The organism is Methylobacter sp. S3L5C, from assembly GCF_022788635.1.
Lineage (GTDB): Bacteria > Pseudomonadota > Gammaproteobacteria > Methylococcales > Methylomonadaceae > Methylobacter_C.
The window spans coordinates 2982249-2995884 of sequence record NZ_CP076024.1; the positions used below are offsets into that span (position 1 = coordinate 2982249).

Annotated in this window: 9 protein-coding genes; 6 read left to right on the top strand and 3 right to left on the bottom strand. The window is 45.2% G+C overall.

Annotation, left to right across the window (positions count from 1 at the left end; all coding sequences use genetic code 11):
- Nucleotides 1-89 precede the first annotated feature (89 nt).
- The 3 genes from KKZ03_RS13360 to KKZ03_RS13370 form a co-directional block, all read right to left on the bottom strand.
- On the bottom strand, nucleotides 90-1319 hold the full coding sequence (locus KKZ03_RS13360; RefSeq protein ID WP_243217321.1) for an O-antigen ligase: 1230 nt from the start codon (nucleotides 1317-1319) through the stop codon (nucleotides 90-92).
- Nucleotides 1285-2196: a DUF535 family protein gene (locus tag KKZ03_RS13365; RefSeq protein WP_243217322.1), complete on the bottom strand. Its 912-nt coding sequence runs from the start codon at nucleotides 2194-2196 to the stop codon at nucleotides 1285-1287. The genes KKZ03_RS13360 and KKZ03_RS13365 overlap by 35 nt, the downstream gene beginning before the upstream one ends.
- Nucleotides 2197-2384: 188 nt before the next feature.
- The gene (locus KKZ03_RS13370; RefSeq protein WP_371744730.1) at nucleotides 2385-3488 is read right to left on the bottom strand and encodes a phosphatidylglycerol lysyltransferase domain-containing protein; all 1104 of its coding nucleotides are present in this window, start codon (nucleotides 3486-3488) and stop codon (nucleotides 2385-2387) included.
- 1090 nt (nucleotides 3489-4578) lie between these two features.
- Between KKZ03_RS13370 and KKZ03_RS13375 the strand changes: the two genes are divergently transcribed.
- The 6 genes from KKZ03_RS13375 (at nucleotide 4579) to KKZ03_RS13400 (ending at nucleotide 13406) form a co-directional block, all read left to right on the top strand.
- Nucleotides 4579-5997, top strand: coding sequence for a TolC family protein (locus KKZ03_RS13375; RefSeq protein WP_243217324.1), 1419 nt, complete (start codon nucleotides 4579-4581; stop codon nucleotides 5995-5997).
- Nucleotides 5994-7070: an efflux RND transporter periplasmic adaptor subunit gene (locus KKZ03_RS13380; RefSeq protein WP_243217325.1), complete on the top strand. Its 1077-nt coding sequence runs from the start codon at nucleotides 5994-5996 to the stop codon at nucleotides 7068-7070. Before KKZ03_RS13375 ends, KKZ03_RS13380 begins: the two co-directional genes overlap by 4 nt.
- Nucleotides 7070-10189 carry an efflux RND transporter permease subunit gene (locus KKZ03_RS13385; RefSeq protein WP_243217326.1) on the top strand — a complete coding sequence of 1040 codons (3120 nt, stop codon included), beginning with the start codon at nucleotides 7070-7072 and terminating at the stop codon, nucleotides 10187-10189. The genes KKZ03_RS13380 and KKZ03_RS13385 overlap by 1 nt, the downstream gene beginning before the upstream one ends.
- 151 nt (nucleotides 10190-10340) lie before the next feature.
- Nucleotides 10341-11012: a heavy metal response regulator transcription factor gene (locus KKZ03_RS13390; protein ID WP_243217327.1), complete on the top strand. Its 672-nt coding sequence runs from the start codon at nucleotides 10341-10343 to the stop codon at nucleotides 11010-11012.
- The gene (locus tag KKZ03_RS13395) at nucleotides 10993-12384 is read left to right on the top strand and encodes a heavy metal sensor histidine kinase (RefSeq protein ID WP_243217328.1); all 1392 of its coding nucleotides are present in this window, start codon (nucleotides 10993-10995) and stop codon (nucleotides 12382-12384) included. The genes KKZ03_RS13390 and KKZ03_RS13395 overlap by 20 nt, the downstream gene beginning before the upstream one ends.
- Before the next feature lie 248 nt (nucleotides 12385-12632).
- Nucleotides 12633-13406, top strand: a complete 774-nt coding sequence (locus tag KKZ03_RS13400; protein WP_243217329.1) for a hypothetical protein — start codon at nucleotides 12633-12635, stop codon at nucleotides 13404-13406.
- Nucleotides 13407-13636: the final 230 nt, after the last annotated feature.

The following is a 13636-nucleotide window of genomic DNA, read 5'->3' on the forward strand; positions in this document are numbered from 1 at the left end:
GTGCCAGCACTTTAGTTACTATCGGAGGAACGGCAGGTTTTGTCTGGATTATTTTAGCTAAATAATTACTTATACGACTTCACGTCGCATTATGCAGGAATCCTTACGATCGGCCTATATTCACTTAATAATATACCAGCCAATACACAATAAAACTTACCTTCGCTGGCATCTAACAGCAATGAATTAAATAATGATCCAATAACAATTGTTAATATCAACCCACGCAATGCTGAACTATCTTGAGCAGAGCCAATATGGTAAGAAGCTTTCCAATGGGATAGCCACATTAAAATGAGCATGGCAAGCCCAATAATACCAAGCTCTTGGGTAGTGAGTAAAAATTGATTATGAGGATTAGTGACGTTTGTCAAAGTAAAGTTTTTATTTTTAGCGAGTATCTCGTATTCATTTGCCAAACTGGCAGTTCCACCACCAAACAGAGGATGATCTTTTATTAAAGTAAGAGTATTTTTATACATTTCCATACGCTCTCCTGAAGACGTTTGAACGCCATTCGGTTGGTGGTCTGAAATTTCTTGTTGTATGCTCATCAAACGCGAGTTTGATAAACCAGGCATCGTCTGGTGGAATGCCATTCCTATCAGAACCAAACCAATCCAGTATTTTAATGATTTTATTCCCCATACTTCAATCGTAAACCAAACGATTAGAGTCATCATAGTAATCTGGCCTGTACGACCATTCACTAAAAACAGAATATTTAACACTGCTAATAGGCTGAGTATTATCCAGGTCACTCGTATTAATCTTGCTGATTTCAGTGCGCGATACATCATCAGAAACATCGCAAAAGACATAAAAATGTTATGGGCTATTCTGCCTTTAAATACAAAATAACCTTCGCCAATATCATCATGTGGCACAATACCCAGCCATTTTAGATAAGAAATAATCAGCACCATAATCATGCTTAATAAAAAAGCATTCATAGCGTATTGTCTTAGCTTTTCAGAGTGAATTACACTCACGATTAAAGGGATATATAAAAGCTTCTGATATTTCCCTAAAAAGCATAGCCGATGATCCCAAGATGCACTGGAATATAAAGTCCCTATGGCATATAAGCAAAATAAAGCTATGGATGCAAGCGCTGCAGGATTGCTACTGATACGTTCAAATTTGATTTTATAATCGCCCGAAATAGCCCAAAAAATCATAAACAGCACCGTAGCTATGCTCATGAAAGTAGTAGGCAATACAATGCTAACACTTGTAAAAACGATGAGCCATAAAGTGGTACTTTGCGTAACTTTCAAATAACTACTTATCATCAGAAATATATTTAATAAATCCATTCAGAATTATATTCATCATTTCCTCTTTTTTTCGCCTCCTCCTTCGTGTCCTGGAATGATGATTTCCCGATACTGATTCTGATCCATCCTTACTTGCACTGGTGGGCATTACATAAAAAAAAGGTGATTCTTCCCCATAATTTTTAACCCAAAGATCATCATATCCATAATGTCCTTTTGTTGCTGAACTTCCTTTTATAGAAACATGATATTGCGCTTTTAAACCAAGAATGGTTTTTATATCAAGAGCCTGGGTTATTGCTTTAAGAGCTATAACAAGTGCTGTAGCAGGACATATTTCATTATTCTTCTTTGATGCCGCTCTTATCAGTTCAGAGCTCCCACGAAGCCCTTGCGATCCTCCAATTAATATCATTTGTTCGTCGTTCATTTCCATCAGTTTTCCATCAACAAATGAGAATGTAAGTTGATAAATTAAGTTTTTATTAAAGTGATACTCTAACAGTAAGTCACCCTCTGAGCTTGTTTTCTCAGGAACCTTTAATAAAATCTGATGCGCATCACATTCACTCTCTAATTCCCATACGACAATGCCCTTATTCAGATGTATAAAGAAATTATCATTAAGGTTCTTGTCAATAAAATCGTAATGACGACTATAAATGTTAATTCTGTGCTCTAAAAGTAGAAAACTCGTCAAATAGGGGAATGAAAATTTTCTTTTAATTTTTTTCCTTACAGAAGGCGTCACTTCATTTAGGACTACACTGAATTTACTCGCACATAATTTCCTATAAAAAACGCTAAACTGATAAAAATAATAAACTCGAATTCCTATCCTTAATGTCCTGTTTTTCCACTTGGTTAAACTTAACCAAATAGCATTATTTACTTCCAATTTGTTACTTATTAACATAAAAAAATTACAAAATAATATAAAATAGTTAAAATAAAATCAACTGAAGTTTTCCAGTTTTTGTGTTCCTGACGTATATTAGGAAAACCAATACCTTATAGCTGTCGGATTTAGTAAGCTGTCACGCGAAAATTAAGTGCGAATGACTGCTATGGAGCTACATGAAATTCCCGGTATCAATGCCGAGCTTATCGAAACAAATCACTTATGGAAAAATTAAAGGTCTTAAGCAGGGCATGGAATTCGGGGATTCCCACCCTTGGCTGTTGGAAGATCAGGTACAACGGTTCCCTGTGCACGATGCCGAATTTCTCCCAGAAGCGGGTTTTTCCGTGCTGAGGTACCATCTTGTTTGATAGCTTGTAGAACCTGCGTGCCAAAGCAGAAGAGAGGGCGCCAAATCCCTGAATTTCTCCAAGTAAAGCCTTTGGTCCGACACCAAGGCACACGGCTTCCTCGCCTTCTTCGCGCAATGCTTGGAAGGCGGACACCACCATAAGTTCGTTGGTTTGTCGCGGTGCGCCCGGTGTGGAGAAAACGAGGTCAATCAAATACCGGGAACCGACGCAGTTTATTTGCATCATGTAGAGCACGCCGACGACACTGCCGGCATATTCAGCAACGAACCAGCGGCATCCCGACCGGTTCGCGAAGAGGCGGGGCGACCCGAGATACATTTGGAAGCCCTTGCGGCCGGCACGCCAACTAGCCAAGGCCGCCATGGCCTGAGCTTCCAGTTCGTTATCGGGTGATCCACTCCCTTGGTATTCGCGAACCGTCACACCCTGCCGGCGGGTATGGTTAAGGTTCCAACGAAGGTGGCGCCCCTTCGAGCCTGCCTCCAGATTATGCTGCGGGTTGGCTATTAACAGGTCGGCAAACTCGAGCATACCGCCACCGGATTTGTTGACGAAGTTTCGCATATTTCCCGTGGCGACGGCGTAAATAACCGACCAATTGTTGTCTGCGCAATATTTCACGAAGGCGGCAGTCAATTCATCACGCTGTGCGGGCGGACACATCGGGTCCCCTAATACCACCGCGCACCGGTGAGTGAGCAAGAACCCGACTAAGCCGTCGATGCCGGGAGTCCGGAAAGTGCGATGAGATGGGTTCAACGCGGCATGCGAGACAGGTCCACCGTATCGCCGCACCAGGTCTATGTCGGATGACGGTCGCAAATCGAAGGCGCAAGTCGGGTTGGTTTCGTGATTGAGCCCCCATGCCTTTCTGTCTAAATATAAGGAATCCTCATAATCAAGCAGCATTCCCGGTCCTCCAGACCTTGACATACTTCAATACATTGATCACGTAGACATGCATATTATCTGGCGCGATGTTTTTCCTGCCGAAGCTTTGGTATTGGCTTAAGGTCACGGGAATATCTTTCTGGTTTGGTAACGGGTCACCTAGCGCGAGAGGCTGAATATAAGCGCATACTTTTTTCATGGGTTTTACCGTTGACTGAAAATTGAATATAAATTGTTATATAGCAATTGTCATGCCGTCATGTGAAGTATAGTAACTCTATGGATATCCACCGATAGATCACAGGAAAAAGGTTGAATGCGACCATATTTAGCGGTGGTTTTCAACCACTAGACTGGGTGCCCACCAATTAATTATCATCTGGATTTGTTTGGGTTCTCTGATGGCGCTATCTATCCGATGCTGGTTTCGCACTAGGGCCTCACTCATCCAGAAAAAATGGAATTTACCGGTTTTAGCCATGTAACCTATAGAGAAGCTGAAGACAAAGGCATTGCCCAAGAGGGGACATGTGAAATGGTTTAATAAAACAGGACTCTTCTAAAAGACAACTTTATAATGTCAACATAAAGTGAATATGAGTAATAAAACTAAACAAACACCATCGGCGACTAAGAAAAGCGTTTTGAACTTGATTGATCAAGGTTAGTTAGCTCGTTTATGTAAAGAAGTTGAATAGTTGCAAATGGAGTGCAAAATATTACAACAAGATGCCCTTACGTTGTCGTAGTATCAGTTGATTTATTAAAATTGACTGACAGCTATATGTGAAACTGCTGCCGCTCGTAAATCTTGCTTCAATGACGGCTGTGGGTCGATTGAACTCAGTGACGAACGACCGCTTTCCGGTGATGAATCTGATGAGACGACGGTCGCGTCGCGACCCACTGTCGTCATTCAGATATGTATTTAAGTTTCCCAAAACCTGCCATTCACCGAGTAGCATTATCGACCCCAAGGGGTTGTTCGTCCAATGCTTACGAATAGCCGCATACCAACATAAAGCTGACAGTGGATCCCTGTGGACAAGTTTCAATCATAATGACTTAATTATGACAAAATTGTAATGTTCTTGTCATGCTGCTGTTTGGAATGAATTGTTAATATCCAGACATGCAAAAACTATTTCGTTTATTTTTTATATTCAGCTTTTTGAGTCTATTACTCATCAGCTGCGCTCAATTTCAAGATCGTCCGCTAAAGCCCGACGAAACTGCCCTGCGCATAGAGTCACGCACATTGACTGGCGCAGGACTACAGGTGTTTATCGAGAGTGTTGTTGGGCGGAAGACTATCTGGCCTTTTAAACTGTGGGATATTGATCAGCTAACCCTTGCTGCGATTTATTACCATCCCGACTTGGCATTGGCACGCGCCCAAGCTGATACTGCAGAGGCCGCCAACATCACGGCAGCACAACGTCCTAATCCCAGTATCACAGTCACACCGACCTGGGTACGCAATCTAGCGACAGCCGCAGTCCCGTGGATTGCGGCCAGCGCCATTAGTATTCCTATTGAAACCGCCGGTAAACGCGATTTTCGGATCAAGAAAGCCGACCATCTTGCTGACGCAGCTCGTTTACGAATAAGGGATGCGGCCTGGCTAGCGCGTGGACGATTACGCTTGGCTATGCTGGAAGTGTTTGCTGCTCAGGAAGCCGAAAGGCTACTGCAACAGCAAGTCAGTATTCAAAAAGCGATGTCTGAACGCTTGGAACAGCAATTATCAGCCGGTGAAATATCGCGACTCGAAGTGATGCGAGCACATATTACATTGAACCAATTGCAACTTAACGTCAGTACGGCACGAAAACGAGTCGCGGAAAGCCGGGTGATGTTAGCCGCTTCTATCGGGGTAGGAGTCGATGCACTATCTGATATTAAACTCGACTTTACTACTCTATCCAAACCGTCCGTATTGGATAGCATCCCCACCCAAAACTTGAAAGAAGTCGCCTTGCGAGAGCGTTCCGATTTATTAGCTGCTTTGGCGGACTACGATGCTGCTCAATCTGCCTTACAACTCGAAATCGCCAACCAGTATCCCAACATTCAAGCTAACCCTGGTTACGCCTGGGAAATGGGTGAGCATCGCTGGGCATTGGGAGCAACCATGCCGTTGCCGGTATTGCATCAAAATCAAGGTCCCATTGCTGAAGCCGATGCTAAACGACGAGAGCTGATGATACGTTTTGAAGCCTTGCAACTGCGCATACTGGGAGACGTTGATCGTGCTCGGGCAGGTTTGGAAGCTGTACTTACCAAGTGGAGTGATGCCGAACAGCAAAAGCAGCTACAGCAAGATAATCTGAATTCAGCGCAGGCCTTATTCAACGTAGGGGAAACCGACCATCTGGCTTTGCTCGGTACGGAACTAGAAAATGCAGTTGCTGAACGTGCTCGTCTGGATGTTTTGATCGAGATACAACAAGCACTTAATGCACTGGAAGATACCTTGCGTTATCCCATTTCCTCCAAGCTCACGACGACAATGATCGCTGATTCTGCCAATAAAAAAATACCTCAATGAAATTCAGCCCTTGGTTAATAGTCACAATCATACTGGGTTATATTTGTTGGGGTATTACCGCTGTTTCAGGGGAAGCACCAGAACTTGCCACCGAAGTATCTGTGCATACAAGTAAGGTCATCAAGACAACTTTGCATAGATATATTTCAGCATACGGCATGATTGAGCCAGAACCAGCCAGGAATGGAAAATCATCGGCAAGTTCGAAGATTGCTGCACCGATGGCGGGACTCCTTATGCAAATTTATTGTGAGGAAGGCCAACAGGTTAAAAAAGGCGATTTATTGTTTGAACTGGATACACGCAGTAGCGATGCGCTGATAGCCAAGGCAGAAGTGGCGGTTGAATTTGCCCAAAAGAATTTTGCCCGTAAACAGCAACTCAATATAACTGATAATATCTCGCGCAAACTTTACGATGAAGGAGAACAACTACTGCAAACTGCCCGTAAGGACTTAATCAGCGCAAAAACTCAACGCGAGTTATTACAAATCAAGGCGCCTTTGTCCGGTACCGTGGCAGTGATTTATTTCAAAGTCGGTGAGATGATTAATTTGGCAACGGTATTGGCAGACGTGATTAATCTAAATCGTTTGAATATCGCTATCCGAGTACCTAGTCCCGAAGCTACCGATATCCGTTTAGGGCAATCCGTAGCAATCACAGTTGGATCTTCACCTGTAACAGCGCCCATGAACGCGCCACCGATTCAACGTGGGACAGTGACTTTTATCAGCTCTCAAATTGATCCATTGACCGATACTGTTTTGGTTCGGACGTCCCTAAACGCATACGTCGGCTTACGCTCTGGTCAATTTGTCAGTGTCCGACTCCTCGTTGAAAAACGGCCAGATCGTTTCGCTGTACCCGTCGAAAGCGTGGTCAGCAACGACGGAGGGAGTGTGATTGCCGTGGTTGAAGGGGATAGGGCCAAGCAGAAGATTATCAAGCGGGGTTTACGGGATGGCAACCTCATTGAAATAGAAGGCGATGATTTGCGAGACGGCATGACTATCGTGACTCAAGGCATGTATGGCTTACCGCCGGAAACACGGATTCGGGTGATAAAATAATGCGCAGTTCACCAATCGCATCGTTCGCGACTCATAACGGTTTGGCCATCGTTTTTTTGTGTATCGCACTGTGTCTGGCCGGTGCCTATGCCGCACTGGGTATGCCCTCATCAATCTTTCCGCAGACCAACTTTCCCCGCGTGGTCATTCTGATTGACAATGGCGTGATGCCGGCCAACGAAATGATGGCCACCATCACTCGACCGGTCGAAGAAGCGATGAAAGACATTCCTGGGGTGCGCACCGTGCGTTCTAAAACAGGCCGTGGTTCGGCGGAAATCAATGTGTTTTTCACCTGGCAAACCGATATGGTGCATGCTGAGCTTTTTGTCCAGGGCCGCCTGGCTGTCGTGCAAAAATCGCTGCCGGTGACGGCAAGTTCAGCTGTGTGGCGCTTGACGTTTGCTGCTTTTCCGGTCGTAGGGCTGAGTCTGACTGGTTCCAATCACTCGCTGACCGAGTTGTGGGAAACCGCGCGCTACACGATACAGCCACGATTGTTACGCATACCTGGCGTAGCCCGCACGGGTATCGTCGGCGGACGAGCGCCGGAATATCACATCATCGTTGATCCTTTACGCTTGCAGGCCGTGAATCTAAGTATCAGCCAAGTCAGCGATGCCTTGGTCAGAAACAATATGATCACACCCACCGGAATGCTGGAAGAAGATTACAAGCTCTATCTGACGTTGGTAGATGGCCGCGTTCATACACTCGAAGACATAGAAAATCTCACGGTCTCGGTATCTGGCAATACACTCGTTGCGGCTGGTTTACCTCCGATTGCAATTCCTCATCCGATTCGTATCAAGGATTTTGCGCACGTTGAACGTAGTCAAGAACCGGTTTTTAATGTCGTAACGGCTAACGGTGTTAATGCCGTGCTGCTCAATATCTACAGTCAGCCGGACGGCAGTACTCTCGATATTGCCAAGCAACTAAAACAGGAACTGGAAGCGCTAAAAAAATCGTTGCCGCCGGGTATGCAAGCGAGCGTGTTTTACGACCAGTCGCTGTTAGTCGGCGATTCTATCCAAAGTGTTTGGGAGGCGATAATTTTAGGTCTGATTCTATCCATCGCCATTCTTTATATTTTCTTGAAGAATTGGGGGGCGACGTTGATCGCGGCAGTGGTGATTCCAGTCACGGTATTGATAACCTTGCTCGCTCTTCGCATGATAGGTTTGGGTTTTAATTTAATGACGCTGGGCGGCATTGCGGCGGCCATTGGTTTGATTATTGATGATGCTATTGTGGTGGTTGAAGCGGTCCACGCCAAAATTTCTACCGGTGTACAGCGCTTGGCAGCAGTCCAGCAAGCCGTAGCAGAAATTTTCCGGCCTTTGTTGGCTTCGACACTGACACCCGTGGTGGTGTTTATCCCGCTGGCCTTTCTCGATGGTGTCGCTGGTAGTTTTTTCCAAGCCTTAGCATTAACCATGGTTGTCTCGTTGTTAACCTCGTTAGTGTTGGCCGTCACGCTGATTCCAACGTTGGCCGCTTGGTGGATGCCGAATACCGGGCATTTGCCTATCCAACCGGTACCAATTAATACAGTCACGTCTCCAGCAGACTGCTCAAGTTGGCTTGAGCACTTGATTATAGTCTATGAAAAAATGCTGCGTACCGTTCTCAAGCAGGCAGGTAAGGTACTGATTGGTTGCACATTAATATTAATACTGGGTGTCTGGTTATACGGACGATTGGACAGTGAGTTCTTGCCTTTCATGGATGAAGGTGGCTTTGTACTGGATTACCATGCACCGTGGGGAACCAGTCTGACCGAAACTGACCGACAATTGCGACAAGCTGAAACTGTTCTGCGAGCCGTCCCGGAGTTAGAAGGCTATTCACGACGTACAGGTGCGCGATTGGCATTGGGTATTTCCCAAGCGCATAAAGGTGATTTTTTGGTGAAGTTGAAAACTAACCGCCAACGAAAAACCGATGAAGTCGTTGCCGAACTCCGTCAGCAACTGAATTCTGCCGTACCTGGGTTGCATTGGGAATTTGCCGGTATTCTTGGCGATCTGATCGGCGATTTAACCTGGTCACCTCGACCAATTGAAGTCAAACTCTTTTCTACTGATGTTGAATGGCTAAAGCAAAAAGCCCCGCAAATAGAAGCCGAACTGGGCAAAATTCAAGGCGTGGTTGATACCTTTGACGGCTTGGAAACCACCGGTCCTTCATTGAATTTACGTGTGCGCTACAGTGATGCCCAGCGCTTTGGTCTGACTGTTAATGATGTCGCATTAGCGGTCAGTACCGCCATGCTTGGACAAAAGGCCTCTTATGTTTTGGAAGGCGACCGTATTATCAATATCCGTGTAAGAATGAATACCGAAACGACCAGTCAAATTGCCAACCTGCGCGACTTGCCGTTGCGATCCTTGGATGGTAGAACCATCAAATTATCGCAAGTAGCCGAGGTAATCACCGAGTCAGGACAATTGGAACTACACCGTGAAGATCTACGCCAACTCGTAGCGGTGTCAGCCCGCTTGGAGAATCGTGACTTGGGCAGTGCCATCGCCGAAATCAAGGCCAAATTCAGTCAGGATCAGACACTGCCGCCAGGTATATTGGAGTTCGGCGGACTCTATCAGCAACAACAGGAGTCCTTCCATAATCTGTTGATAGTGCTACTAGCATCGGTCTTCCTGGTGTTCACCGTTTTGCTGATTGAATTCGGATCATTTTACGAACCTGTTGCCATCGTGTTCGGTTCTCTGCTGGCCTTGTGCGGCACCGTTCTGGCATGGTTTATAACCGGTACTTCGGTCAATATTGTGTCTATACTGGGCGCAATTATTGGTATTGGTGTGGTCGCTAAAAATGGTATCCTGATGCTGGATTCAGTGCATCGCTTCGAGTCGCAAGGTAAAAATCTGGCCGATGCACTGGCTGAATCTGGCCGGCGGCGATTACGTCCAGTGTTGATGACATCATTGGCGGCGGCGCTGGGTCTGTTACCCTTAGCCTACGGCATTGGCGCTGGCTCGGACATGCTTAAACCCTTGGCTATCGCGGTCATTGGTGCATTGACACTTTCGGTACTATTATCTTTGATTGCCACTCCGACGGTATATTTTTTGATGCGGACATTAAGAAAATAATTCGATGAACCATACTTTCCATACAATGCCACTTATTTTCTTCCCGTTATGATTAGCTTCGATACTCTTCAATGACAACTCAACCAGATTGCCAGATCAGCGTTGGATTGCGAAGTTTCAGGGCGAGTCTATCTCATAGAAAAGTTAAGCCATGCACATCCTGATTATTGAAGACGAAAAGAAAACTGCAGCTTATTTGCAAAAAGGGTTGACCGAGCAAGGTTTTACCGTCGATGTTAGTAACGATGGCGCAGAAGGACTGCTGCTTGCCAGCACGGTAGACTATGACCTCATCATTCTCGACGTGATGATGCCGCTGCGGGATGGTTGGTCGGTACTTCAAGAGCTTCGCCAAAGTGGCAAGCTGACACCTGTGCTATTTTTGACTGCGCGGGATTCTGTTGATGACCGGGTGAAAGGCTTGGAACTGGGGGCCGATGACTATTTGGTCAAACCGTTTGCCTTTGTTGAATTACTCGCCCGCATCCGCTCAATTTTACGGCGTGGTCCGGTGCGACAAACAGAACAGTTGGGAGTGGCCGATCTGATGCTTGATCCTTTTCGGCACAAGGCATTTCGTAACAACCAGCGGCTAGATTTATCGCCCAAAGAGTTTGCCTTGCTATCGCTATTCCTACAACGGCCTGGGGAAGTATTATCTCGGACGCTGATTGCTGAGCAGGTCTGGGATGTTCACTTCGACAGTGATACCAATATTGTCGATGTGGCAGTGCGCCGTTTACGGCAGAAGATTGACGATCCATTCCCCCAAAAACTGCTGCACACTGTTCGCGGAGTGGGTTATGTCCTTGAAGAGCGTTAATCCTTGGTCGATAACTGCCCGTCTTACCTTTTTATCTATTCTTTCGGCGTCAATCATTTTGTCTGCGATAGGCGGGTACCTGTATCAATCCTTAGGGGATACCTTTACTCAAGATAACAGGCAGTTTCTCATCAAAGAAATCCGGTTATTAAAAATGGTATTGCAAGAACAACCGGTTAATCTTGAACGATTGGCAGATGAACAGAGCGAAGGGCTTGATCTGTCTGTAGGCCAATATTATTCGAAAATTCTGGATGGATCGGGTTATCGCTTGATTGAAACACCCGGGATGGAATTATTACCGAAGGTCATAGCGTTTCCAGTAGCCACCGAAATATCCGCTGCAAAAGGTACGATACAGAAAATTTCTGATGGCCGCACATTTATGCTTATGACAGTGCTGGATAAAACCAGTCCGTCATACACTATTCAAATAGCGCTGGATATTACTCACGAAGCGAAACTCTTGGCTAAATACCAGCGCAATCTCATAGGTGTACTGTGTTTGGGGTTGCTGTTTTCAACGTTAGCCGCTATGTTGGTTGTCAGGCGAGGGTTAAGTCCTCTTACTGATATGACACGATACATGGAGGGCATCACTGCCAACCAGCTTCACGAACAACTTAATGTGGCCGATTGGCCGAAAGAGTTATCGATAATGGCCGTGGCCTTTAATGCCATGCTGCTGCGTCTTGCCAAATCCTTTACTCAACTGAATCAGTTCTCCGCCGATTTATCTCATGAACTGCGCACACCAATCAATAATCTGATGGGAGAAACTGAGGTAGCTTTATCAAAATCAAGAAATGCCGACGAATACCGTGAAATTCTTGAATCCAATCTTGAAGAATATGGACGACTGTCTCGAATCGTCAAAACGCTATTGTTTTTAGCGCGTGCGGAGAATACAGAGATTTCCTTGCGCAAAACACGACTGGATGGCAAAGCTGAATTGGCAGCAATCTGCAGCTATCATGAAGCAATGGCAGAGGAAAAAAGTATTCAGTTGGTTTGCCAAGGCCAGGGATTCCTGAATGCCGATGCCCAGTTGTTAAAACGTGTTCTCAGTAATTTATTACTGAATGCCATTCAGCATACGGCTATCGGTGGCGAAGTCCGCTTAACATTGTGTTCTGGTGACGATGGATCAGTAGATATCTGTGTGCAGGATAACGGCTACGGTATTACGGCAGAACATTTGCCAAAATTATTTGACCGATTTTATCGGGTAGATCCCGCTCGCTCCGAGGAAGGCACGGGGCTGGGTTTAGCCATTGTCAAATCCATCATGGACTTACATGGCGGTTCAGTGACCGTTAGTAGCAAAATTGGAAAGGGCACTGTTGTTAAGCTTCATTTCTTGGCTCAATAAAGATCTGGCTGATATCAAACAGCATTGGTATTTGAACTCTATTCATACCCTAACACTTGTCACACTGCATAAAAATTTCGGAAAATGCATGCGTCAGTAGTCAATTCAAATCTGATACAGTGGATGTTTGATTTGAACGGGTAGTTTCTCGGATAAAATTGATCAGTTTCTGATGCCTTTTATCCCAGGGAGTACAAAGGACCTATGTTAAGTACTCTTGTGTAATTTGCCGTGGTAATATTAGCTAAATGAAACCAATCTTACTGCTGCTGTTAATCATTCCCCTCAATTCCTATGCCAAGGGAGCGCATAAGCTATCTAAAACGGTCACCAGTATTATGGGTATTGATGCCGAGGATAAGGACGAAGATCGACTGGCGCTGAACTTTGAAACGGATGTCTATTACTACCAAGCAACGGATTACGCGGCACCTATGCTCACTTACTCGACGCATGGTTGGGATATGGGAGTCTCGTCGCAAAACGTGTTGATGAGTGGCGGAGGTGGTTCACAGAACTTCCAGAACGACACCTATTTGAACATAGCAAAGACCTTCAAATATGGCCAGTTTCATAAACATCTGGACTCGCTATCCACGACAGTTGGTACACAGAATGGTTTGGTGATACCGCTCAACAACAGCGTGGAACCAGGCAAGATCAATCACAACACCCTGCATCAGTTCTACTTTATCGATACCGATATTACGCTTATCAAGAATCGTCTGTCGATACATGTTGGTCCATACTATGTCAATCAGGCACTTTCCACAACAACCTCGTATTTTGGCTATGAGACCGGCATTCAGGTGGTGCTAATACCGAAAAAGCTTAGATTTAATGCGGATTATTATTCCGGCAACCATGGAGTAAATTCCAATGTCAGCGGTGCCGTCGCTCAAATGACCTACTCGTACATCAGGTCGTTTGAGCTGTTTGCTGGCGTAGGTGTACCGGAAACTGCAAGTGGTAATGAGTTTTACGGCTTGATGGGTTTCAATCTTTTCAAGATTTTTAACTAATTTTAGTCGTGATAGTTTAATCGATTTTTTATGGAAACAAATCAACCAGAACCGTAAAGAACACCTAACTAGTGCCTGAACGAAAAAGCCACTTTTCAAAAAAACCAGCTCAACATCCGGAAATATTTTTTGGAAAAATCTTTCCGGAGTGGAACAAACGACTCAATTTCTGCTTTACCATCAGTTTTTCAGAATTATTCCTAACAATCATAAATTATAAGCGCACCTTT

What these genes read in the sequence shown, in the direction of transcription:
- KKZ03_RS13360 (WP_243217321.1), bottom strand. Translation starts at nt 1,319, where the DNA reads ATGGATTTATTAAATATATTTCTGATGATAAGTAGTTATTTGAAAGTT.
- KKZ03_RS13365 (WP_243217322.1), bottom strand. Translation starts at nt 2,196, where the DNA reads ATGTTAATAAGTAACAAATTGGAAGTAAATAATGCTATTTGGTTAAGT.
- KKZ03_RS13370 (WP_371744730.1), bottom strand. Translation starts at nt 3,488, where the DNA reads ATGTCAAGGTCTGGAGGACCGGGAATGCTGCTTGATTATGAGGATTCC.
- KKZ03_RS13375 (WP_243217324.1), top strand. Translation starts at nt 4,579, where the DNA reads ATGCAAAAACTATTTCGTTTATTTTTTATATTCAGCTTTTTGAGTCTA.
- KKZ03_RS13380 (WP_243217325.1), top strand. Translation starts at nt 5,994, where the DNA reads ATGAAATTCAGCCCTTGGTTAATAGTCACAATCATACTGGGTTATATT.
- KKZ03_RS13385 (WP_243217326.1), top strand. Translation starts at nt 7,070, where the DNA reads ATGCGCAGTTCACCAATCGCATCGTTCGCGACTCATAACGGTTTGGCC.
- KKZ03_RS13390 (WP_243217327.1), top strand. Translation starts at nt 10,341, where the DNA reads ATGCACATCCTGATTATTGAAGACGAAAAGAAAACTGCAGCTTATTTG.
- KKZ03_RS13395 (WP_243217328.1), top strand. Translation starts at nt 10,993, where the DNA reads ATGTCCTTGAAGAGCGTTAATCCTTGGTCGATAACTGCCCGTCTTACC.
- KKZ03_RS13400 (WP_243217329.1), top strand. Translation starts at nt 12,633, where the DNA reads ATGAAACCAATCTTACTGCTGCTGTTAATCATTCCCCTCAATTCCTAT.